The sequence below is a fragment of the Kitasatospora sp. NPDC058406 genome (genome assembly GCF_042722765.1).
In the GTDB taxonomy this organism is placed as follows: Bacteria; Actinomycetota; Actinomycetes; order Streptomycetales; family Streptomycetaceae; genus Kitasatospora.
This window is the reverse complement of sequence record NZ_JBHXKE010000018.1, coordinates 14,949-35,213: the sequence shown is the minus strand read 5'-3', so window position 1 is coordinate 35,213 and position 20,265 is coordinate 14,949. Positions and strand designations below refer to the sequence as shown.

General features: G+C 74.6%; 15 protein-coding genes. 2 read left to right on the top strand and 13 right to left on the bottom strand.

The window, feature by feature from the left end; all coding sequences use genetic code 11:
- Window positions 1–83: 83 nt before the first annotated feature.
- The 10 genes from ACFWOG_RS05965 to ACFWOG_RS05920 form a co-directional block, all read right to left on the bottom strand.
- Window positions 84–1,100, bottom strand: a complete 1,017-nt coding sequence (locus ACFWOG_RS05965; RefSeq protein ID WP_380355234.1) for a 3-oxoacyl-ACP synthase III family protein — start codon at window positions 1,098–1,100, stop codon at window positions 84–86.
- Window positions 1,097–2,209: an isopenicillin N synthase family dioxygenase gene (locus ACFWOG_RS05960; protein ID WP_380355231.1), complete on the bottom strand. Its 1,113-nt coding sequence runs from the start codon at window positions 2,207–2,209 to the stop codon at window positions 1,097–1,099. The genes ACFWOG_RS05965 and ACFWOG_RS05960 overlap by 4 nt, the downstream gene beginning before the upstream one ends.
- 41 nt (window positions 2,210–2,250) lie before the next feature.
- Window positions 2,251–3,465, bottom strand: coding sequence for a cytochrome P450 (locus ACFWOG_RS05955; RefSeq protein ID WP_380355228.1), 1,215 nt, complete (start codon window positions 3,463–3,465; stop codon window positions 2,251–2,253).
- Complete coding sequence (gene mpaD / locus ACFWOG_RS05950; RefSeq protein WP_329950943.1) at window positions 3,462–4,745, bottom strand: daptide-type RiPP biosynthesis aminotransferase; 1,284 nt, start codon at window positions 4,743–4,745, stop codon at window positions 3,462–3,464. Before mpaD ends, ACFWOG_RS05955 begins: the two co-directional genes overlap by 4 nt.
- Before the next feature lie 154 nt (window positions 4,746–4,899).
- On the bottom strand, window positions 4,900–6,054 hold the full coding sequence (locus tag ACFWOG_RS05945; protein WP_380355226.1) for a MupA/Atu3671 family FMN-dependent luciferase-like monooxygenase: 1,155 nt from the start codon (window positions 6,052–6,054) through the stop codon (window positions 4,900–4,902).
- Between the two features lie 3 nt (window positions 6,055–6,057).
- Window positions 6,058–6,399, bottom strand: coding sequence for a phosphopantetheine-binding protein (locus ACFWOG_RS05940; protein ID WP_380355223.1), 342 nt, complete (start codon window positions 6,397–6,399; stop codon window positions 6,058–6,060).
- 8 nt (window positions 6,400–6,407) lie between these two features.
- A complete protein-coding gene (locus ACFWOG_RS05935; RefSeq protein ID WP_380355221.1) occupies window positions 6,408–7,736 on the bottom strand; it encodes an aminotransferase class I/II-fold pyridoxal phosphate-dependent enzyme in 1,329 nt (442 codons plus the stop codon).
- Window positions 7,723–9,366: an AMP-binding protein gene (locus tag ACFWOG_RS05930; protein WP_380355218.1), complete on the bottom strand. Its 1,644-nt coding sequence runs from the start codon at window positions 9,364–9,366 to the stop codon at window positions 7,723–7,725. Before ACFWOG_RS05930 ends, ACFWOG_RS05935 begins: the two co-directional genes overlap by 14 nt.
- 24 nt (window positions 9,367–9,390) lie before the next feature.
- The gene (locus ACFWOG_RS05925) at window positions 9,391–9,642 is read right to left on the bottom strand and encodes an acyl carrier protein (RefSeq protein ID WP_329878415.1); all 252 of its coding nucleotides are present in this window, start codon (window positions 9,640–9,642) and stop codon (window positions 9,391–9,393) included.
- Between the two features lie 901 nt (window positions 9,643–10,543).
- Window positions 10,544–13,282, bottom strand: a complete 2,739-nt coding sequence (locus ACFWOG_RS05920; RefSeq protein WP_380355214.1) for an FAD/NAD(P)-binding protein — start codon at window positions 13,280–13,282, stop codon at window positions 10,544–10,546.
- 163 nt (window positions 13,283–13,445) lie between these two features.
- On the opposite strand from ACFWOG_RS05920, the gene ACFWOG_RS05915 reads away from it, so the two are divergent.
- Entirely contained in the window at window positions 13,446–13,946 is a 501-nt protein-coding gene (locus ACFWOG_RS05915) for an Rrf2 family transcriptional regulator (RefSeq protein ID WP_355406147.1), read from the top strand.
- 108 nt (window positions 13,947–14,054) lie between these two features.
- Here the strand turns inward: ACFWOG_RS05915 and ACFWOG_RS05910 are convergent, their stop codons facing one another.
- The 3 genes from ACFWOG_RS05910 to cobF all read right to left on the bottom strand — a co-directional run bounded on the left by ACFWOG_RS05910 (window position 14,055) and on the right by cobF (window position 18,413).
- Window positions 14,055–14,702 (bottom strand): TetR/AcrR family transcriptional regulator, encoded by a 648-nt coding sequence (locus tag ACFWOG_RS05910; protein WP_380355211.1) that lies wholly within the window; start codon window positions 14,700–14,702, stop codon window positions 14,055–14,057.
- Between the two features lie 277 nt (window positions 14,703–14,979).
- Entirely contained in the window at window positions 14,980–17,052 is a 2,073-nt protein-coding gene (locus ACFWOG_RS05905) for an aminodeoxychorismate/anthranilate synthase component II (RefSeq protein WP_380355208.1), read from the bottom strand.
- Between the two features lie 602 nt (window positions 17,053–17,654).
- Entirely contained in the window at window positions 17,655–18,413 is a 759-nt protein-coding gene (gene cobF, locus ACFWOG_RS05900) for a precorrin-6A synthase (deacetylating) (RefSeq protein ID WP_380355207.1), read from the bottom strand.
- Between the two features lie 264 nt (window positions 18,414–18,677).
- Between cobF and ACFWOG_RS05895 the strand changes: the two genes are divergently transcribed.
- Entirely contained in the window at window positions 18,678–20,120 is a 1,443-nt protein-coding gene (locus ACFWOG_RS05895) for a glyceraldehyde-3-phosphate dehydrogenase (RefSeq protein WP_329878405.1), read from the top strand.
- Window positions 20,121–20,265 lie beyond the last annotated feature (145 nt).

Here is a 20,265-nt window from a genome sequence, read left to right as displayed (position 1 = left end):
CGGGCCCGGATGGCTCGGCGGAGGTTCGTCGGACGGTCGTCGGACGGCCGGCGGACGCGTGTCCGCCGGACGCCGGCCGCTCGTCAGACCCGCAGCAGCGTGCAGGCCCAGTGCATGCCGTTCCCGGTGCTGGTGAGGGCGACGATCCCGCCCCGCGGGAGCTCGCCGGCCTCCAGCTTCTTGCCGAGCGCGAGCAGTTGGTCGGCGCAGCCGAAGTGGCCGTGGTCGAGGGCGATGGCCGCGTTGGTGTTCTCCAGCGGCACGCCGTAGTCGCGCGCCGCCTCCGCCAGGCCGTCCGCGGTGCCGTTCATGTGCAGGACGTGCCGGACCTCCCCCACCGGGACGGGCACCCGGCGGCAGGCGGCCTCCAGGACGGCCAGGCCGTTGGTCCTCGTCCGCCGCATGAAGCGGATCTTCGCCCGCAGGTCGTGGCCGAGGAACTCCTCCATCAGCGTCACCGGGTTGCCGACGGCGCCGGGGTCCGGGGATTCGGCGGTGACCGGCCGGGCCGCACCGCCGCCGGGCAGGTACGCGACGTCGGCGAACGTCCCGTCGGTGATGATCTCGGTCGCCAGCCAGCGGCACCGCTCCTCGTCGCGCCGCAGCACCGCCGCCACCGCGCCGTCCGAGGTGATCGCCGTGCTGGACTCCATCCGGTTCCAGTACGCCTCGCAGACCCGGTTGACGGTGATCAGCAGGGCGGTCCGGTAACCGGGGTGGGTGGCGAACTTGCCCGCGGCGGCGTCGAATCCGCTGACGCCGCTGCTGCACGCCTGGTTGACCAGCAGGGCCTCCGCGCGGCGGGTGCCCAGTTTGGCCTGGGTCGCCGCGGCCGGGTCCCAGTAGAGGTACTCGGGGATGTCCGCCATCGCCAGCACCACCAGGTCGACCTCGTCCGCCGCGATCCCGGCGCGGTCGAGCGCCCGTCGGCCCGCCTGCGCGGCCAGGTCGGTCAGCCCGACGCCGTCCGGCGCGCGGTGGAACCGGCGGTAGCCCCAGTCCTCCACCCGCTTGAGGTCGCGGGTGTAGCGGGGTGCCTGCTCGGCGACGTCGCAGGGTTCACCGAGCGCGTAGTCGACGGCGCTGATCCCGTAGGTCACGGCGCCGCGTCCAGCCGGCCCATGCTGCGCAGGACGTACGCCCGCCGGGACTTCGACAGGAAGTAGTCGCCGGAGCGGACCGGCGGGTGGTGCGGCGGGTCGTCGGGCGTGGTGCAGGTGGGGATGCAGGCGATCTCGGTCTCCGGGTCCGCCTGGTAGAAGAAGGCGATGGAGATCCGGTCGAGGTGCTCCTGCTCCTTCGGCGGGTTGACCACCCGGTGCACGGTGCTCGCCCAGCGGTCGTTGGTCCACCGGGTCATCAGCCGGCCGAGGTTGACGACGAAGGAGCCGGGCAGCGGCGGTACGTCCAGCCACCGGCCCTCCTGGTCGCGCACCTGGAGGCCGCCGGGTGCCTCGTCCTGGTAGAGGACGGTGAGACTGCCGAAGTCGGTGTGCGGGCTGTTGCGCAGCTTGTCGTGGGCGACGCCGGTGCGGGGCGGGTAGTAGTTGACCATCATCGGGGTCATGTGCCGCTCGAACTTGTCGTCGAACCAGGTCTCGGGAAGGCCCAGCCCGAGGGCGAACAGCCGCATCAGCTCCGCCGACAGGACGGTCGCGGCGCGGTAGTACTCCAGGAACGCGTCCCGGAAGCCCGGCTGGTCGGGCCAGCGGTTGGGGCTGTCCAGCCCGGGGAAGCGGTTCCCGGTCCGCTCGCCGAGCAGGCTCCCGCCGAACAGGTGCAGCCGGTCGTTGGCGCCGTAGCCGTGCTGGAGCGGGTCGTCGGGGTCGTTGGCGGCGCCGTCGCGCACCTCGGCGGGCCCGCGGAAGAACGCGCCGGCCGCCTCGTACAGCGCGGTGACGGTCGCTTCGGGCACCCCGTGGCCGACCACGACGAGGAAGCCGCTGGTCTCGCACGCCTTGCGGACGGCCTCGGCCACGCCGGCCCGGCGTCGCGCGTCCGGCGGCGCGTCGAGCCCCAGGTCGATGACGGGCACGTAGCCGTGCAGCAGGGTGGTGCCGTCGCCGCCCTCGCCGGGCGCGGACTGCGCGGCGGGCGCGTCCGGCGCGTCCGGCGCGACGGGTGCGACGGGTGCGTTCGGTGCCGGTGCCGGTGCCGGTGGTGCGGTCGGTGCCGGTGGTGCGGTCGGTGTGGTCGGTGTGCCGGGCATCGGGCCTCCCCCTCCTAGCGATGGTGACTTCCGGTGACGGGTCACCAGGTGACGTGCAGCGACCGCAGACCGTAGATGAGCATCTCCGCCAGGAACGGCGGCTCGGCCTGCGGTTCGGCGAGCCGCAGACCGGGCAGGCGGCGCAGCAGGGCGGCCACGGCCAGCTCGGTCTGGGTCTGGGCGAGCGCGCTCCCGAGGCAGCGGTGGATGCCGTGCCCGAAGGCCAGCTGGCTGCGCACCGTACGGGTCAGGTCGAAGCGGTCGGGCTCCTCGAACACGGCGGGGTCCCGGTTGGCGGTGGCCAGGTGGACCACCACGCCGTCCCCGGCGCGGACCGTGCGCCCGCCGAGTTCGGTGTCGCGCAGGGCGACCCGGGCGACGCCGTGCTGCACGAGGGTCCAGTAGCGCAGCGCCTCGGCGACCGCGTGTCCGGCCCGGCGTTCCGGGTCCGCCCGGACCAGCTCGGCCTGGCGGGGGTCGCCGAGCAGCGACAGCATGGTCAGCGAGAACAGCCCGGCGGTGGTCTCCAGGCCCGCGACGACGATCAGGTTGGCCAGGTTGACCAGCTCGGTCATGGTCAGGTCGCCGTCGTCGAGGCTCCGCGCGAGACGGCTGAACAGGTCGTCGTCGGAGCCGGTCCGCTTGGCGGTGAAGAGCCGCTCCAGGTACTGGTTCATCCTCCCGGCCGCCAGGACGCGCTGCACCGCCGTGGCGTCGTGCGTCTGCAGGTCCCGGGTGCAGTCCAGGAAGAAGTCCCGGTCGGCGAGCGGGGTGCCCAGCATCTGCGAGGCGCTGAGGGCGGGCAGCGGGACGGCGAGCGAGGTGACGAGGTCCTGCGGGCCGCCGGCCGCGACCATCCGGTCGATCAGCTCGTCGGCGGAGGCGGTCAGGGCGGGGCGCATCGCCCTGACCCGGGAGCCGCTGAACTCCGCCGCGACCAGCTGCCGCAGCCGGGTGTGCTGCGGCGGGTCCATGGACAGGAAGTGGCCGGGGATCGGCCGCTTGGAGGAGAGCGGGAAGGCCGGGTAGCCGGGCAGGGTGGAGTCCGAGCTGAAGCCCCGGTGGTCGGCGAGGACGGCGCGGGCCGTCCGGAAGTCGGTCACCAGCCAGGCCTCGCCGCCGTAGCTGAGCGGCACCCGCCGGACCGGCTCGCCCTCGGCGGTGCGGTACGCGGCCGGCGGGTCGCGGGGGTCGCTGCGCGGTACGGGGAAGGACCAGCCGACGGCGGTGGCGGCGTCGATCGTCTCGGCGGTCACGGGCGGCCCGCCGCCGGGGCGAGCAGCCACTCGGCGGCCCGGTCGAGACCGGTGCGCAGGGCCGCGGCCAGCGACTCCACGTCCTCGTCCCGGTACACCAGGGCCGGGGCCAGCTGGATCCGGCTCGGGCCGGCCGACACCAGCGCGCCGGCCTGCCGGATCTCGTCGACGACCCGGCCGAGGACCGACTCGGACAGGTCGGCGCCGTCGGCACTCAGCCGCAGGGCCCGGAAGCAGCCGAGGCCGTTGTCGTCGGCGACGAGCGGGTGCGCGGTCAGTTCGGCGAGGAGGCCGTCGAGCTTCGCGGAGACCCGGCCGGCCCGGCCGACCGCGTCGAGGCGTGCCATCTCGTCGATGGTCGCCAGCATCGCGGCGCAGGTCGGGGGAGCCCCGGCCTGCGTCTCGGCGTGGGTGAGGGCGGAGTCGGCCCGGTCGAAGACGTCGCAGATCGCGTGCGAGACGACGACCGCGGCGGCGGCGCAGGTGCCGTTGGTGAGGCCCTTGGAGGCGAGCAGGACGTCGGGCGGCTCGGGCCAGTTCTGCGAGGCGAAGTAGGAGCCGGTGCGGCCGAACCCGGTGGCGACCTCGTCGGCCACCAGCAGGAAGCCGTACTCGCGGCGCAGCCGGGCGAGGGCGGCGAGCATGGTGTCGGGCAGCGGGAGCGCGCCGGTGCCGAGGACCGGCTCGACCACGACGGCGGCGATGCTGTCGCCTTCCGTGCGAAGCAGCTCCTCCAGCTCGGCCGGGTCCTCGTGGCTGACGTGCCGGATGAGCCGCTGGTCGACGCTGTAGTAGCTCTGGCCGAGCGACATGCCGGTCAGGGCGTGACTGCCGTAGGTGAGGCCGTGGTAGCTGCCCTTGAGGCCGACGACGACCCGGCGGCGGAACTGCCGGTGCAGCGACCAGTACTGGCGCGCCAGCTTCATGGTCAGGTCGTTGGCGGCGCTGCCCGAGGTGGAGTGGAGCACCCGGCCGAAGTGCTCGGGGCCGCAGACGTCGAGCAGGGCCCGGGAGGCGGCGACGGCGGGCTCGTGCCCGGCGCGGAACAGCGAGAAGTACGACGTCTCGATCAACGCGGTCCGGACGGCGTCGGCGATCCGGGGGTTGCCGTAGCCGAGGTTGACGTTCCACAGGCCGCTGGTGGCGCACTGGCGCCACTGCCCGTCGGCGAAGAGCACCCGGGTGCCCTCGGCGCGGACCGCCGTGTGGGACGCCCTCCCGAATGTGCTGGGGCGCTCCAGGAGCTCCCACAGCGGATAGCGCGCAGAATCGGTTCCCACGTTTTCCCCCGGCGTGATGATGTGGTCAGGAAGGTCTTCGCCCGTGGTTGTCGGCCGCAATCCCGCGGGGCCGGGTGGATGGCGCCGGCCGGAGAATTCGCGCATTCACGAGAAGGGTCGGCGCAATGCCGTTGATCATGTACGGTACAAGAGATCAGGGGCTCTGAACAGCCTTTTCCGGGGGCGGGCTCGAAGAATGCGCCGGTACCGCTCCCGGAGCGGGGCGCGGCCCGGCGTCCGGGACCGTGGCGCCCCGTCCGGGCGCCGGGCGGGCCACCCGGCGGCCGAGCTCGGCGAGGTGCTCCAGGCCGTCCAGCACCTCCGCCGCGGGCACCCCGAAGTCGACCAGGCAGGCGAGCTCGTCGACACCGGCCCGCCGGTACTCCTCGACCAGCTCCTCGGCCCGGGCGACCGTCCCGAACAGACCGCACCCCTGGTGCAGGTAGCGCCTCAGGGCGGGCCGGACGACGGCCCGGGTGCGGGCCGGGCTCCACCCGGCGCTCTCCTGGGGGCCGAACAGGGTCATGGCGCTGACCAGGTACTCCTCCAGCGGCCCGCGGGCCCGCGCCTCGACCTCGGCCTGGTCCTCGCCCAGGAGGGTGTGGACCATCAGCACCACCCTGCCCCGCCCCGGGTGCCCGGCGGCGGCGTACTCGTGCCGGTACTCGGCCGTCCGCAGGGCGAGCTCGGCGAGGTCCTGGTTGGCCAGGTGGGTCAGCACACCGACGCCCGTGCGTCCGGCGGCCCGGAAGGTCCCGGGGTTCCCCGCGCTGGTCAGCCACATCGGCAGCGGGCCGTTGACGGGCAGGGGGAAGATCCGCGGGCCCTCGGGCCCGTCGGCGGTGGCGGCCGGCAGCGGCTCGCCGCGCCAGAGCCGGCGCAGCGTGTCGACGGCCTCGACCGCCGCGCGGTCGCGCCCCTCGAACCCCTCGGGGCGCAGGACGAAGTCGGCCGGGTTCCAGCCGGAGGCCAGCGAGAGGCCGGCCCGTCCGCCGGACAGGCCGTCCACCACCGCCCACTCCTCGGCGATGCGCAGCACGTGGTGCAGCGGGGCGACGACACTGCCCGCGCGGATCGCGATCCGCTCGGTGCACGCGGCGATGGCGGCGCCGGTGACCGCGGGGTTGGGGTAGAGGCCGCCGAAGCGGTGGAAGTGCCGTTCGGGCGTCCAGACGGCGGCGAAACCGGCGCGGTCCGCGAACCGGGCGCCCTCCAGGAGCAGGCGGTAGCGGTCCGTGACGCCGCCGCGGGGGGCGGTGCCGTCCGGGGCGGCGGCGTCGTCCGCGAAGTAGAAGAGGCCGAGGTCCACCGCTCAGCGCTCCCGCGAGCCGGCCGCCGCCAGCGCGGCGGCGACGATCGAGCTGATCCCGTCGATGCTGCCGAACGACGGGTCACCGAGGGCGTCGTCGCCGAGCTCGAATCGGAACCGCTCCTCGATGTGCTGGATGAGGTGCAGGGTCCCCAGCGAATCCAGGTATCCGGAATCGAAGAGGTCGATCTGCCGGGTGAATTCCGGGTCACCGTCGTCGACCCGCCCCTCGGTCCGGACGAAACGCTCCAGGATTTCCGCGATCGCCGCGGTCCCCGTGATTTCCGTGATGTCCGCGACACCGCCGGCCGAAATGCCGGACATGGTGTTCTCCATGGTCTCCACCCTTCTGCTCAGCTGGAATTCGTGTGCGGCCGGCCCCGCTCGCGAGCCTCCTCGAAGGCCGTGCGCAACCGCCGCCCGATGTCCTCGAACCGGTCCGGCCCCGTGTTGAGGGCCACCCGGAAGTGGCCCTCCTCGTGGAAGAGCTCCGACGGCATGGCGATCAGGCCGTGCGCGGCGAGCAGTTCCACGAACTCCCAGCCGCCCAGCCCGTACGGGCACTCGGCGTACAGGAAGCCGGTGGCCCCGCCGCCGACCACGCGGTAGCCGAGGTCGGTCATCAGCGCGCGCAGCCGCACCTGGTCGGCGCGCAGGTCCCCGCAGTCGGGGTCGAGATCGGCCAGCTCCAGCACGAGCCGCTGCATCAGGGCGGTCGGGGCGCAGTGGCCCATCGAGCGCAGGGCCCGCTCGGCGCGCACCCTCGTCTCCTCCCGCCGGCGCAGGCCCGGCCCGAGGGCGAGGTAGCCGGTGCGCTGCCCCTGGAGGGACCACGCCTTGCCGTACGAGTACACGCTGACCGTGTCCGGGTACACCTGCATCGGGCTGGTGAAGGGTGCCCCGCCCCAGTTCTGGTCGCGGTGTACCTCGTCGCTGATCAGCACGGGCGCGCGGCCGAAACGGGTGGCGGCGGCGCGCAGGGTGTCCGCCAGTCCGGTCAGCTCGTCCGCGTCGTGCAGCACCCCGGTCGGGCAGACCGGCTGACTGATGATCACGCCCGCAGTGTCGGGACCGATCGCCGCGGCGAGCGCCGTCAGGTCCAGCCGCTTGCCGGCGCCCGAGGGCACCGGGCGGGTCCGCAGGCCCAGCCGGTGCGCGTAGAGGAAGTAGTCCATCCAGCACGGCGTGACGACCAGTACCTCCTCCCCGGGTTCGAAGAGGGCGGCCAGGGCGGTATTCAGCGCGGCGGTCGCGCCCGGGGTCAGCAGGAGGTCGCGGTGACCCAGCCGCAGGCCCAGCCGTCGCGAGAGCGCGGCGGCCGTTCGGCGCCGGGCGAGCGTGCCGCCGCCGAACGGCGTGTACTGGAGCTCGCTCTGCCCGACCGAGGCGGTCAGCGTGCGCAGCAGGTCGAATCCGCGCGGGTCGCGGTGGACCAGGGGGTTGGGGTAGGAGAGGTCGACGACACCGCCGCGTGATCCGCGCAGCGTCGCCGCGTGCAGGGCGGCGAACCGCTCCAGCGGAGCGGCGAGCCGGGCCTCCTCGTCGGCGGGCCCCGTGACGCCGGCGGGCCCGGCGGGTGCCGTGACGCCGGTCGGCTCGGTCGGCTCGGTGGGTTCGGTCGGCTCGGTGGGTTCGGTGGGTGCCGTGGCGCCGGTCGGCGCCGTGGTGTCAGCGGGTCGCACGGGCGGCCTCCTGCGGCGCCTCGGCGGCGGGCCGGGCGCCGTACTCGGCCTTGACCCGGGCACGGTCCGCCTTGCCCGAGGAGGTGCGGGGCAGCGTCGGCAGCACCCGGAGGCGACCGGGCCGCTGGTAGAGCGGCAGGTGTGCGGCGATGTGCTCCTCCAGCAGGTCGAGGGCGAAGCCGGCCGGGTCGGCGGGCACCACGACGGCGACGACGACGGGATCGGCGTCCGTCCCGTCGGCCGGGTCGGCGGACAGGCCGGGGCGGTCCGCGAAGACGACCGCCTCCGTGAGCAGGCCGGAGGCGAGCAGTCCGGCCTCGATCTCGGTCGGATTGACCCGGAAGCCACGGGACTTGAACTGCTCGTCGCGCCGCCCGAGGTAGCTGAGGAACCCCTGCTCGTCGCAGCGGACGTAGTCGCCCGAGTGGACCACCCGCTCCGCGACCGCCCCGCCCGGGGCGAACGGGTACGGCCGGAACACCCGCGCGGTCGCGTCCGGGTCGCGCCAGTAGCCCGCGGCGACGGTCGGCCCCCGGTGGACGAGTTCGCCCACCTGGCCGGGCGCGCAGCGGCGCCCGTGCTCGTCGAGCACCAGGATCTCGGTGTCCGGGATCGCCCGGCCCATCGACCCCGGGCGGCTGTCGACCAGGTCGGGCGGCAGGTAGGTGGAGCGGAACGCCTCGGTGAGCCCGTACATCAGGTACACCTCGGTGCCGGGGTGGGCGTCCCTGATCCGGGCGACGGTGTCGGCCCGCAGCGCGCCGCCGGTGTTGGTGACGTAGCGCAGTTCGGGCAGGTCGAGGCCGAGGAACGGTGACGGCCGGTTGACCAGCAGCTCCCAGAGCGGCGGAACCCCGGCGAGGCCGGTGATCCGCTCGGCGGCCAGCTCCCGGCAGACCCTGGGTGCGAAGGCCGGGCCGCCGATGACCAGCGTGCCACCGGCCCAGAACGTCGCCAGCACCTGGTTGAGGCCGGCGTCGAAGCTCCACGGCAGGAGGGAGAGGGTGCGGTCCGCCTCCGTGAGGCGCAGGTACGTCGCGACGATCCGGGCCCCCGCGACCAGGTTGGCGTGGGTGACCATGACGCCCTTGGGCCGGCCGGTGGAGCCGGAGGTGTAGATCAGGGCGGCGAGGTCCCCGCTGATCGGCCCCGTGCGGCCCGCCCCCGCGCCGGCTGTCCCCGTGCCGACGGTCCCCGCGGCGGTGCCGGGTGTCCTGGCCGGGTCGCCGGTGCCGCCGCGCGGGGCGGCGTCCGCCGCGTCGAGCACGGGCACGCCGAGGTCGCCGACCAGCGGGCGGTGCCGCCGGTCGGTCACCACCACGGCCGCACCGCTGTGCCGGACGATGTGCTCGACCTGCTGCGGCTTCAGCGACTCGTTGACGACCACCGCGACCGCGCCCAGCCGCAGTGCCCCGAAGAACCACCCGAGGCACTGCACCGAGTTGGGCAGGAGGACGGCGACCCGGTCGCCCGGCCCGACCGCGTTCGCGGCCAGGGCGTCGGCGAACTCCTCGGCCAGGGACAGCAGTTCGCGGTAGCTCAGCACGTCGCCGTGCCGGCTCACGGCCGGGTTGGCGCCATGGGTCGCCGCGCGGACCGTGAGCAGGTCCGGCAGGGTGAAGATCTCCATCGTCCGACTCCGGTGACGAGAGCCCTAGCCCTGGGCGACGACGTAGTCGACGATCTTCCCGATGGTGTTGAAGTTGTCCACGCTCAGTTCCTCGTCGGGAATGGAGACGGCGAATTCGCCCTCCAGCCAGACCAGGACCTCCAGAATTCCGAGCGAGTCGAACTCCGGGTAGTCGCGCAGGTCCTTGTCCTCGTTCACGCCGTCCTCGCCGAGGGCGGGGAGGGTCTGGCGAAGACGAAGTACCACGGAATCCGTGATCTCCTGACGTGAGGTCATGGTGATATCTCCAAACTTCGTCACGACGAAACGGACGTGCAGATTCTCCGGGCGGCCGTGCGGAGGACGGCCACCGGTCGGTGTCCCCCGCACACGGGTGGGGGGAGCGCGCTGCCGCCTCGCGGGCCGGATGCCGCGGCGGCGGTGGTGGACCTCGGGGCGCGTGGAAGCAGTCCCTTGGTGAGGCAGCGCCAGTATAAGCATGTCAGGTACACGGCATAGAGCGCTGGCCTGCGGAATGTGACTGGAGTGACAGTCGGTGCGCATCGGCGATCCCGGTCCGCACCGGACCGGATGACGTCGGATCAGGCGTGGCGCGGAGACGTGGCGCGGCCCGGAACCCCCTGGGCGCAGCGGCCCGACGGGCTCCGGCCCCCCTGGACCGGCCCGTCGGCCGCACCCTATCCCAGCCCTCCTGACCTGGGAAGCTGTCCCGCTGTCCGCGCTCTTGCGAAGGTTCCACCCATTGGTCCGATTCGCGGGATTCGGGCTCCCGGAAAGGCCGTTGACGATCTTGCGGTCGGCCGCATAGGCTCCGAGCCGGTTCGGCGCCGAACGCCCCTTCTTGACGCGGTCGGAGGCCGACCCGAATTGCGATCACGGGGGGTGACGATGATGAGCGGAATTACTGACGCCCGTTCACCGGCGGTGAATTGGGGGGACCGCGGTCCCGTCGTGCGGAGGCGCCCACGGAATGCCGTTCACGGTGGGGGAAACGCCACCGGAAGTGCCGCGACGACACCGGCCCGGGTTCCGTGAAATCCCCCGCACCCGACGCCGGTTGACGACCACCGCCGGCCTGTCCCCGGGCGCGTGAGGTCGGCGCGGGGGACAGGCCGGCGGTGGCCGGTGGCCGGTGGCGATCGGCGCTGGCCGGTGGCCCTGGTCGGGCCCGCGGCGGTCAGGCCGTCGGGAGGTGCCGGGGCAGCGACCGGACCCGGCGCCGGTCGAGCGGGGAGGGGCGGCGGTCGAGTCGGGTCCGCAGCAGCCGCTCCGCGTCGGCGTAGCGGCCGGCGGCGGTCAGCGCGTGGATCAGCGTCTCCTCGACCACCTCGCGCTGGGCGGCGCTCCCGCCGGCCCGGCGCAGCGTCGGCCGCAGGGCGGTCAGCGTGTCCGCGGCGTCGCCCCAGCGCTCCTCCACGACGGCCGTCATGGCGTCGCAGAGCGGCGCGATGACCTCGTGCTGCACGGGGTCGGTGTGCCACGCCGCGTGCCGCCGGAGGCGGTGCAGCCCGACCAGGTCGCCCGCGGACGCGAGAGCCATCGCGCTGTGCAGGGCGACGAAGGCCGTCGCGGGCCGTTCCAGGGACTCGCGGCCGATCGAGTCCAGCACCGCGGTGACGGGCGTCGCGCCGTGCCACCGGTCGGCCAGTCGGGCCCGCCACAGGAACGAGGCGGAGTCGACGAGAGCCCGGACGCCGTTCACCCGGGACGGCGACAGCTGGGAGTACCAGCGCTCCCGGACGGCGGACGCGTCGTCGAGGGCCAGTTCGTGCAGGCCCGCGTGCCAGGAGAAGTGGGCGTGGTGCGCGGTGCCCAGGCCGTGGCGGTCGATCCACGCGTCGAGCCAGCGGCGCCCCTCCTCGTGGTTCCCGCGTTCGTAGTGGACGTGGGTGAGGGCGTGCACGGCGTGGCCGGCGGCCGGTTCGACGCCGAGGGCCCGGTCGGCGAGCTGCTCGGCGGCCGCGAAGTCGCCCTGCTCCTGCCGGATGAAGGCGAGCAGCGAGGTGTGGAACCAGTGGCCGTCGTGCTCCGGAGCGATGCGCCCGACCAGCCGGTACGCGTAGTCCTGAAGGTCCGTCACGCCCGAGAACGCGATGGTGGGGACGGCCATGCCGAGTGCGAGCACGTCCCGGGGGTGGTCGGCGAGGTGGCGCAGCAGCGCGGCGTCCCCGCCGGTGCCGCGGACCCGGTGGGCCACGACCTCGACCAGTGAGCGTTCCCGTTCGTCGCCGCGCTCGCGGACCGCGCTGCGGGCGTCGGCGAGCGCGCGGGGGACGTCCGCGGTGGCACCGCCCTCATGGCCGAGCGCGGCCAGCGCGGCGTGCGCGAGGGCGAAGCCCGGGTCGAGTTCGAGGGCCCGGTGCAGTGCCTCGTCGGCGCCGGCCCGGACCGCCATGAGGAGGTCCAGGGCCGTGCGGTAGGCCTCGGCCGCCGCCGGGTCGGTGCTGAGCGGAAGCCCCATCGGGTCCGTGGGCCGGACGCCTGCGGGGCGGGTCCGGGGAGCGGCGGCCCGGGTCAGCAGGACGTCCGCGATGCGCGCGGCCTGCGCCCGGATCTCGGGTACCGCCGTGGTCTCCCAGAGTTCGCCGCGGCGGTGGGCGCCGAGCGTCCACAGGGGCGCGGGCGCCGAGGCGTCGGCGCCGAGGAGCCGTCCGTCCGGGTCCGTCGCGTACCCCATGCCCAGTGGGCCGGTGCGGGCGAGGCCGGCGTCCAGGAGGCCGGTGTGCAGGGGGTCGGGGGAGCGGGCCGGATCGGTCGCCGGCCCGGTACAGTCCACCACCCAGCGGACCCGCAGGGTGCGGCCGTCGACCAGGGTGACGACGAGCCCGGTGCCCCCGGGCTCGTCCTCCCGGACGGCTGCCACCTGCCCGGCGGCGGGCCGGAACCGGCCGGCCTCCCGGAGCCGGGCGAGGGCCTCGGCGGTCGCGGGTGCCATCCGGTGCCGGCGGGTGTTCCACCGGGAGCGGTCGCGGGCGAGGAACTCGGCGCGCTCCTCGACGGAAAGGGCCGACCAGAGCCGCGCGGTCAGCGGGCGCAGGCCGTCGAGGGCCGGCCGCCAGTCCCCGTGCGTGCGGACGGTGCGGCGGACGTGCCGCTGGACGGCACGCCGCAGGTCGGCGAGGGCGAGCCCGTCCAGCGGCACGGCAGGCGGGACGGCGGCGAGGGGGGCCACGGCGTGCGGGCTGGGCAGGTCGCCGCCGCGGGACACGGCGTGGAGGGTGCGGCCCGGACGGTCGAGGGTGAGCGCCACGTCGACGGCGGTCAGCCCGGTGCCGACGAGCAGCACGTCGCCGTCGGACGCGAGCGGCCCGGCGAGGGCGTCCGGCGCCCAGGGATCCGGGACGAACCGGGTGGAGTCGCGGAGCCCGGGCGGTGCCCAGGACTGCCGCGAGCGGAGCGGACCGGTGGCCAGGACGCAGCTGTCGGCCGTGAGTTCGGCGCCGTCGGCGAAGGTGAGCACCGTCCGGCCGCGCTGCCGGGCGAGGCCGGTCACGGTGGCCGCGACCCGGTGCACCGTGACCAGGGCGCGGGCCCGGGCCGAGGCGTCGGTGAGGGCGTCGGCGAGGTAGGAGCCGAAGAGCCCGCGGGGGACGAAGTCGGCGGCGGTGGTGCGGGCGTCCGCGTGGCGGACCAGCCAGCGGACGAAGTGGGTGTCGTCCTCGGGGTAGCAACTCATGCCCCCCGCAGGGACGTTCAGCCGGTGTCGGCGGTCCCGGGTGGCGTACGCGGTGCCCGCTCCCGGGGCCGAGCCCGAGCCGGGAGCGAGGGCGGGGTCGACGAGGAGGAGGGTTAAGGGGGTGTTCCGGCGGAGGGCGGCCTCGCACAGGTGGATCGCCACGAGCGCGCCGGCGGCGCCGGCCCCGACGACCGCCACGGTGTGCCGGGTCGGGTGGGACTGGTGTGTCGGCAGGGACATCGGTTTCTCCAGCGAGCGATGTTGTCCACTAACTCGATGCACTATATGGAAGTCGAGTGACGGGGGCGTCTGATCAGGTGTCCGAGGTGTGTGGGTCGCGTGGTGATCGGATCGTGCCCGGAGCGGTGGTGTGACCGAGGGGGCGGCGTGAGAGATTGGACCCATGCGGATCTCGGCCAGGGCGGACTACGCGGTACGGGCCATGGCGGAGCTGGCCCTCCGGCCCGCCGGCCCGACGAAGGCGGAGTACCTGTCGGGTGCCCAGGACATTCCGCTGCGGTTCCTCCTCTCGATCCTGCGCGAGCTGCGTCAGCACCGGCTGGTGCGCAGCGTGCGGGGCCCCGAGGGCGGCTACGCCCTGGCCCGACCCGCCGCGGAGATCACCCTCGCGGACGTCATCAGGGCCGTGGACGGCTCGCTCGCCAATGTCCGGGACCTCAGCCTCACGGGCCTCGACTACCCGGGCGCGGCGGCTCAACTGCCGGACGTCTGGCGGGCGGTGCGGGTCAGCCTGCGGCAGGTCCTGGAGCACGTCACGCTGGAGGACCTGGCCCGGGGGCAGCTTCCCGAGGGCGTCCGGGCGCGGGCGCGGCAGTACGTCGAGGACGTTCGCCATCCGGTCGCCGACACCTCGGCGGCGCAGGGGCCGGGCGGTCTGGACTGAGCGTCGGCGCGAACCGGTCCGGGGCGGCGACTCGGCTTACCGGGCGGCTTGTCGAGGGGCCCAGATCGGCCCCCGGTGCGTTCGGCGCGTTCGGTGTGTTCGGAGCGTTCAGCGCGTCCGGTGCGTGCCGCGGCCGAGGAGGGCCTCGGCGCCGTCGAGGGCCCGGGCGACCGTGAACGCGTAGAACGCGGTCGCGGCCTCGTCGGGAGTCTGCTGGTGGGGCGCGCGTTCCCGGGCGGCGGGGGCGGCGGGGGCGGCGGGGGCCGCGGCGCGGTCGTCCTCGGCGGCGACCAGCAGGAAGGCGCTGTTGAACAGGTAGCGGTAGACCAGGGCGGCGTCCGCGCCGAACCCGGCGCGCTCCAGGATCTGCACGCCGGTCTCGACGACGGGCAGGGCGGCCGGCACGGTCGGGCCGACGAGGCACATCCGTCGGGCGACGCCCGGATACTGCCGCATCACCGTCCGTCCGTCGAGCAGGAGCTCGGTGAACCACTGCCGCCAGGGGAGGCTCGGGTCCGGGACGGGCAGGGCGGCGACCACGGCGCCGGTGACCTCCGCCACCACGGCGTCCCGGTCGCCGACGTGGTGGTAGATCACGCCCGGCCAGACGTCGAGGGCCCCCGACAGCCGGCGGATCGACCAGGTGTCCAGCCCGTGCGCCCTGGTCAGCTCCAGAGCCGCGGCGACGATCTTCTCCGCGGTGATGGGCGGGAGGCCCTCGGCCATGCGGGAGCGTCTGCGGGGGGACCGGATCATACGGCGACCCTAGTTCAGCCCCGGAGAGTCTGGCGAGTGGTCGCACGGTGCGCGCGGGGGCTCGCCGCACCGCCCGCCGCGCCCCCGCGACCTGGCGTTCTCGGTCTCCGGGGCGGTTCCCCGGCCCGGTCCACCACGGGCCGTGGGCGCGCCCGGGGGAGCGCCGCGGGTGCCTGCCGGGCCGTCCCGGCAGGCGGACCGTGACCGCTGCGGAAGGTGGACCGCGACCGGTCCGGGGGACGCGCTTCGGCCGCCGCCGGTCGCCTCCCGGCCCGCCTCAGGACGTCCCGACCGGAGCCGTCAGCAGATCGGCGAGGAGGCCGCCGAGGAGCGCGGGGCCGTTGCGGGTGAGGACGGACGCCGGGTGGAACTGCACGGAGGCGAAGTCCGGTCCGCGCAGGGCGTGGACCTCGCCGTCGACGTCGTCGCGGGAGACCAGGACGGTGCCGGGCCGCCAGATGGAGGGGAAGTCCTCGTTGTCGCAGCGGGCGGCGAAGGTGTTGTGGAAACCCACCGTCCTGGTCCGGCCGAACAGGTCGATGGTGCGCCGCACGCCCCGCTGCGGCGCGGGTCTGCGGACGACCGCCAGGCCGAGCAGGGTGCAGAGCACCTGGTGGCCGAGCCCGACCGCCAGGAACGGGGTGCCGTTCGAGAGGAGCATGGCGACGGCGCCGCGGAGGTGGGCGATCCCGGGGTTGCTGCTCTGCCGGGGGTCGCCGGGGCCCGGGCCGATCATGACCAGGTCGTACCCGTCGAAGCCGGACCCGGGCAGCCCGAACCCGTCCGGCAGGTGCCGCTCCGGGTGGTGCCTCCCCGCCGCGTGCTCCTGCGGTCCGTGCTCCTGCGGTCCGTGCTCCTGGGGCCCGAGCCCTTCCGGCCCGTGGCCCGGGAGACCGGGTCCGGGCAGGCGGGGCCCGTCGGGGCGGAACGAGTGGCGGGGGTGTGCGTCGGAGCCGTGCGGATCGCCGAACCGGCTGACCTCGACGGTGGCGCCGAGGGCCGTGAGCATCTGCCGGCCCAGGGCGGTGAAGGTGTCCCCGGGGTCCAGGACGAGGACCCGGCGCCCTTCGAGCGCGGGCATCGGCTGCGCCCGTTCCTCCGGTTCCGCCTGCCAGAACGCGGCGACCGGTTCGTGCCGGGCGGCGAGGGCCCGGCGGACCGCCGTTTGGGAGCCGAGGTCGGAGGGTTCCGGCGCGCGCGTCCCCGGAGCGGGCGCGACGGTCCGCAGGGCCGAGAGCAGGTCGGCGGCCTCGATCCGCGTCCAGGCGGTCGCCGCTGCCGGGGCCGACCCGCGGACCGGGGCCGGATCGACGCGGATCCGCAGCCGCCCGGTCGCGTCGACCTCGGCGGTCCGGGCGAGGACGGCGGAGTCCAGGGCCTGGCGGCCGCGTCCGTCCCGGCCGATCAGCGCGATCACGCCGGGGTGGTGGCCCGGGCCGCCGAGCCCGTCCGGTCCGCTCGGACCGCCCGCGTCGTCCGGGAAGGTGCGGACGGCGGGCGCGGGCGGCCGGGTCTCGTGCAGGATCGTCCGCACGTCGCGGGTGGTCCGGCCCTCGACCTGGTACTCGGTGTGGGCGAGGTGGGGCATGGTCCGCAGCCGGGGGCCGGCGATCCGGCCGCCGGCCGCACAGAGCCGGCCCGCCGTTCCGAGACCCTCGTCGACCGCGCGGTAGAGCCGGGCGGCCTCCTCCGCGCCGGTCAGGAAGGCGACGACGCCTTCGGTGGTCGGCCCGCCGGGCGGGTAGCGGTAGGTACCGCCGGCCGGGTTCAGCGCGATGGTGCCGCGGTCGAGGCCGACATGGCGCCGGGGCGAGGCGCCGAGGAGGACGCGGTCGCCGGTGTGCAGGACGAACGTCCAGTACGCACCGGGCTGTTGACCGAGCAGGCGCCGGAAGAGGGCGAGCGCGGTGGAGGGCGACCAGTCGGTGACGGTGACCGAGAAGGATCGCCCGGCGTCGGTCCGTCGCAGGGGCGCCGGGTCCTCGTCGTCGGGCTCGGCGCCCGCTCCGGTGAGGCCGACCGGCGTGCCGGGCAGCAGTCCGAGCACCTCGGCGACCGGTGCGAGGGCCTGCTCGGTGACGCGGAGCGCGGTCAGGGCGTCGCCGTCGTCGGAGGCCGTCCCGCCGGGGCCGGCGGGAAGCCGGTGGGGGAGGAGCGCGAGGACCTGGTGGCGGCCGGATGCGTCGGCGTCCGGCACCGGCAGGTCGCCGATCCGGGCCGGGCGGCTCACCGTGCCGGTCAGCACGTCGAGGATGCCCGGGCCGGTGGTTGCGGGGCGGTGCACCAGGGCGAACGGCGGCGGCGTGGGGCCGGTGATGAGACGGAGCAGCCGTTGGGCGGTCCGGGTCATCGCGGCGTGCTTCCGGCGGTGGCGGGCGGTGCGGTCGGCGAGGAGTCTCGCGTCGGGGTCGGGGCGGAGGTGCGTTGCCCGGTGCGCGTCGGGGTCGGCCCGGTGCGTCCGACCGGTGCGGCGTGCGGGGCTGTCTGCGGGATCGTCAAGGGAGCGGTCCCTCCGGGAGGGTGGCGGCGGCGGTGGCGGGTGCCGCCCACACCCGCCCGAGCCGGACCGTGCCGCCCGGGGGCGGGACCGGTCCGCGCTGTGCCGTCGCGACGGGTGGTTCCGCAGCGACGGGCCTCGCGGCCGTGACGGGTGGTGCCACCGCGACGGGCTGAGCCGCTGCGGTGGGGGCCGGGACCGTCCGGGCCGGCACGACGGGGGTGGGCCTGGTCCGGACAGGGCTGGACAGGGAGGCCCGGACGGCATGGTCGGTGGGCCATCTGCAGCTCCTGTTGGACGCTGTCTATGAAGTGAGGCTAACCTTACCTACTCGCGGTCAACAAACGTCAAGAGTTTCCCGTCCGACCCGTGCCGAAGGATCCTTCGCACACACGAATGCGCCGCCCCCGCCTTGGCGGGGACGGCGCATGACCGAACGTCAGCTCTCCCGGGCGTCAGCCCTCCGAGCGGCGGAGCAGGTAGGTGTCCATGATCCATCCCTTGCGCGCCCGGGCCTCCTCGCGCAGCTCGCTGATCCGCGGGGCGGTCTCCGCGAGCGGACCGGCGGCGAGGATCTCGTCGGGCGTGCCGAGGTAGGCGCCGTAGAAGACCTCCAGCCCCTCGGGGTCGATCGCGGTGAAGGCGGCGCGCCCGTCGAGCATCACCACCACGTCGTCCACGCCCTCCGGGAAGCCCTCGGCGAGCCGGCGGCCGGTGGTGATCTGCACCGGTCGGCCGACCCGGGTCAGCGTGGTGCGGTGCCGGGCGGCGAGTGCCGAGACGCTGCTGATCCCCGGGACCACCTCGTAGCCGAACGCCGCGCCGCCGCGGGCGAGGACCTCGTCGATCACGGCGATGACGCTGTCGTAGAGGCTCGGATCGCCCCAGACCAGGAACGCGCCGGTCTCGTCCGGGCCGAGGTGCTCGGCGACCAGCCGCTCGACCAGGTCGGCCCGGCGGCTGCGCCAGTCCTCCACGGCCGCCGTGTACGCGGGGGTGGTGCGGTCCCGCTCCGCGTCCGAGACGCCGACCACGCGGTGGCCGGGCCGGCCGTGCTCGGCGAGGATCTGCCGGCGCAGCCGGATCATGTCCTGCCGTTCCTCGTTCTTGTCGAGGATGAAGAAGACGTCGGTGCGGGCCAGGGCCTTGGCGGCCTGGAGGGTCAGGTGGTCGGGGTCGCCCGCACCGATGCCGATGACGAAGATGTGCTGCATGACAGCGATTGTGCCGTCCGGCCGGTCCGGTCGACCGCCGGGGGCGGCTCCGGAGGTGCGCTCCGGGAGGCGCCCGGACGGTGCCCGGAAGTCGCTCCCGGGGGTGGCGCCGCGGGTGTTGCGGCCGGTGCCGCGGGCGGGTTGCGGGGGGCTCCGGGGGCGGGTGGGGAGGGTGGGGCGGAAGGGCGCCCCGGGGCCCGTTTCGTTGACCGGGCGGGGCCGGAGCTAGCATGTGAACACCCTCCTAGCTCGAAAGATGGACTTGTGACTGTCAACGACGACGTGTTCACGGACTGGAAAAACCGCGAGGAGATCGCGGAGTCGATGATTCCGATCATCGGCCGACTGCACCGGGAGCGGGACGTCACAGTCCTGCTGCACAGCCGCTCCCTGGTGAACAAGTCGGTGGTCAGCATCCTCAAGACCCACCGGTTCGCCCGCCAGATAGCCGGCGAGGAGCTCTCGGTCACCGAGACGCTGCCCTTCCTCCAGGCGCTCACCGCGCTCGATCTCGGCCCCTCCCAGATCGACATCGGTATGCTCGCCGCCACCCACCGCGCCGACGGCCGCGGCCTCTCGGTGGAGCAGTTCACCGCGGAGGCGGTCGCCGGTGCCACCGGCGACAACAAGATCGAGCGCTTCGGCTCGCGCGACGTCGTGCTCTACGGCTTCGGCCGCATCGGCCGCCTGGTGGCGCGCCTGCTGATCGAGAAGGCCTCCGGCAACGGTCTGCGGCTGAAGGCGATCGTCGTCCGCCGGGGCGGTGACCAGGACATCGTGAAGCGCGCCTCGCTGCTGCGGCGCGACTCGATCCACGGCCAGTTCCAGGGCACCATCACCGTCGACGAGGCGAACGACACGATCGTCGCCAACGGCAACGCGATCAAGGTGATCTACGCCGACGACCCGTCCCAGGTCGACTACACGGCGTACGGGATCAACGACGCGATCCTGATCGACAACACCGGCAAGTGGCGCGACCGCGAGGGCCTGTCGAAGCACCTCCGCCCCGGCATCGACAAGGTCGTGCTGACCGCCCCGGGCAAGGGCGACGTGCCCAACATCGTGCACGGCGTGAACCACGACACGGTCAAGCCGGACGAGCAGATCATCTCCTGCGCGTCCTGCACCACCAACGCGATCGTGCCGCCGCTGAAGGCGATGGACGACGAGTACGGCGTGCTGCGCGGCCACGTGGAGACGGTCCACTCGTTCACCAACGACCAGAACCTGCTGGACAACTACCACAAGGCCGACCGCCGCGGCCGCTCGGCGCCGCTGAACATGGTGATCACCGAGACCGGTGCCGCCTCCGCCGTCGCCAAGGCGCTGCCGGACCTCAAGGCGAAGATCACCGGCAGCTCGATCCGCGTGCCGGTGCCGGACGTCTCGATCGCGATCCTCAACCTGCAGCTGGCGCGCGAGACCAGCCGCGAGGAGGTCCTGGAGTACCTCCGCGAGGTGTCGCTGACCTCGTCGCTGAAGCGCCAGATCGACTTCACCACCGCGCCCGACGCGGTGTCGAACGACTTCATCGGCTCGCGTCACGCCTCGATCGTCGACGCCGGCGCCACCAAGGTCGAGGGCGACAACGCGATCCTCTACCTGTGGTACGACAACGAGTTCGGCTACTCCTGCCAGGTCATCCGGGTCGTCCAGTACGTCTCCGGCGTGGAGTTCCCGACCTTCCCCGCTCCGGCGGTCTGATCGACGAGTACGACCCCCGTGGGGGGGGGGCCGGGGGGCCGGGGCGGGCCCCCCAGGGGGGGGGGGCCCCCCCGGCGGGGCCCCCCCCCCCCCCCCCCCCCCCGCCGGGGGGGGGGCCCCCCCCGGGGGGGGGGGGAGGAGTGGC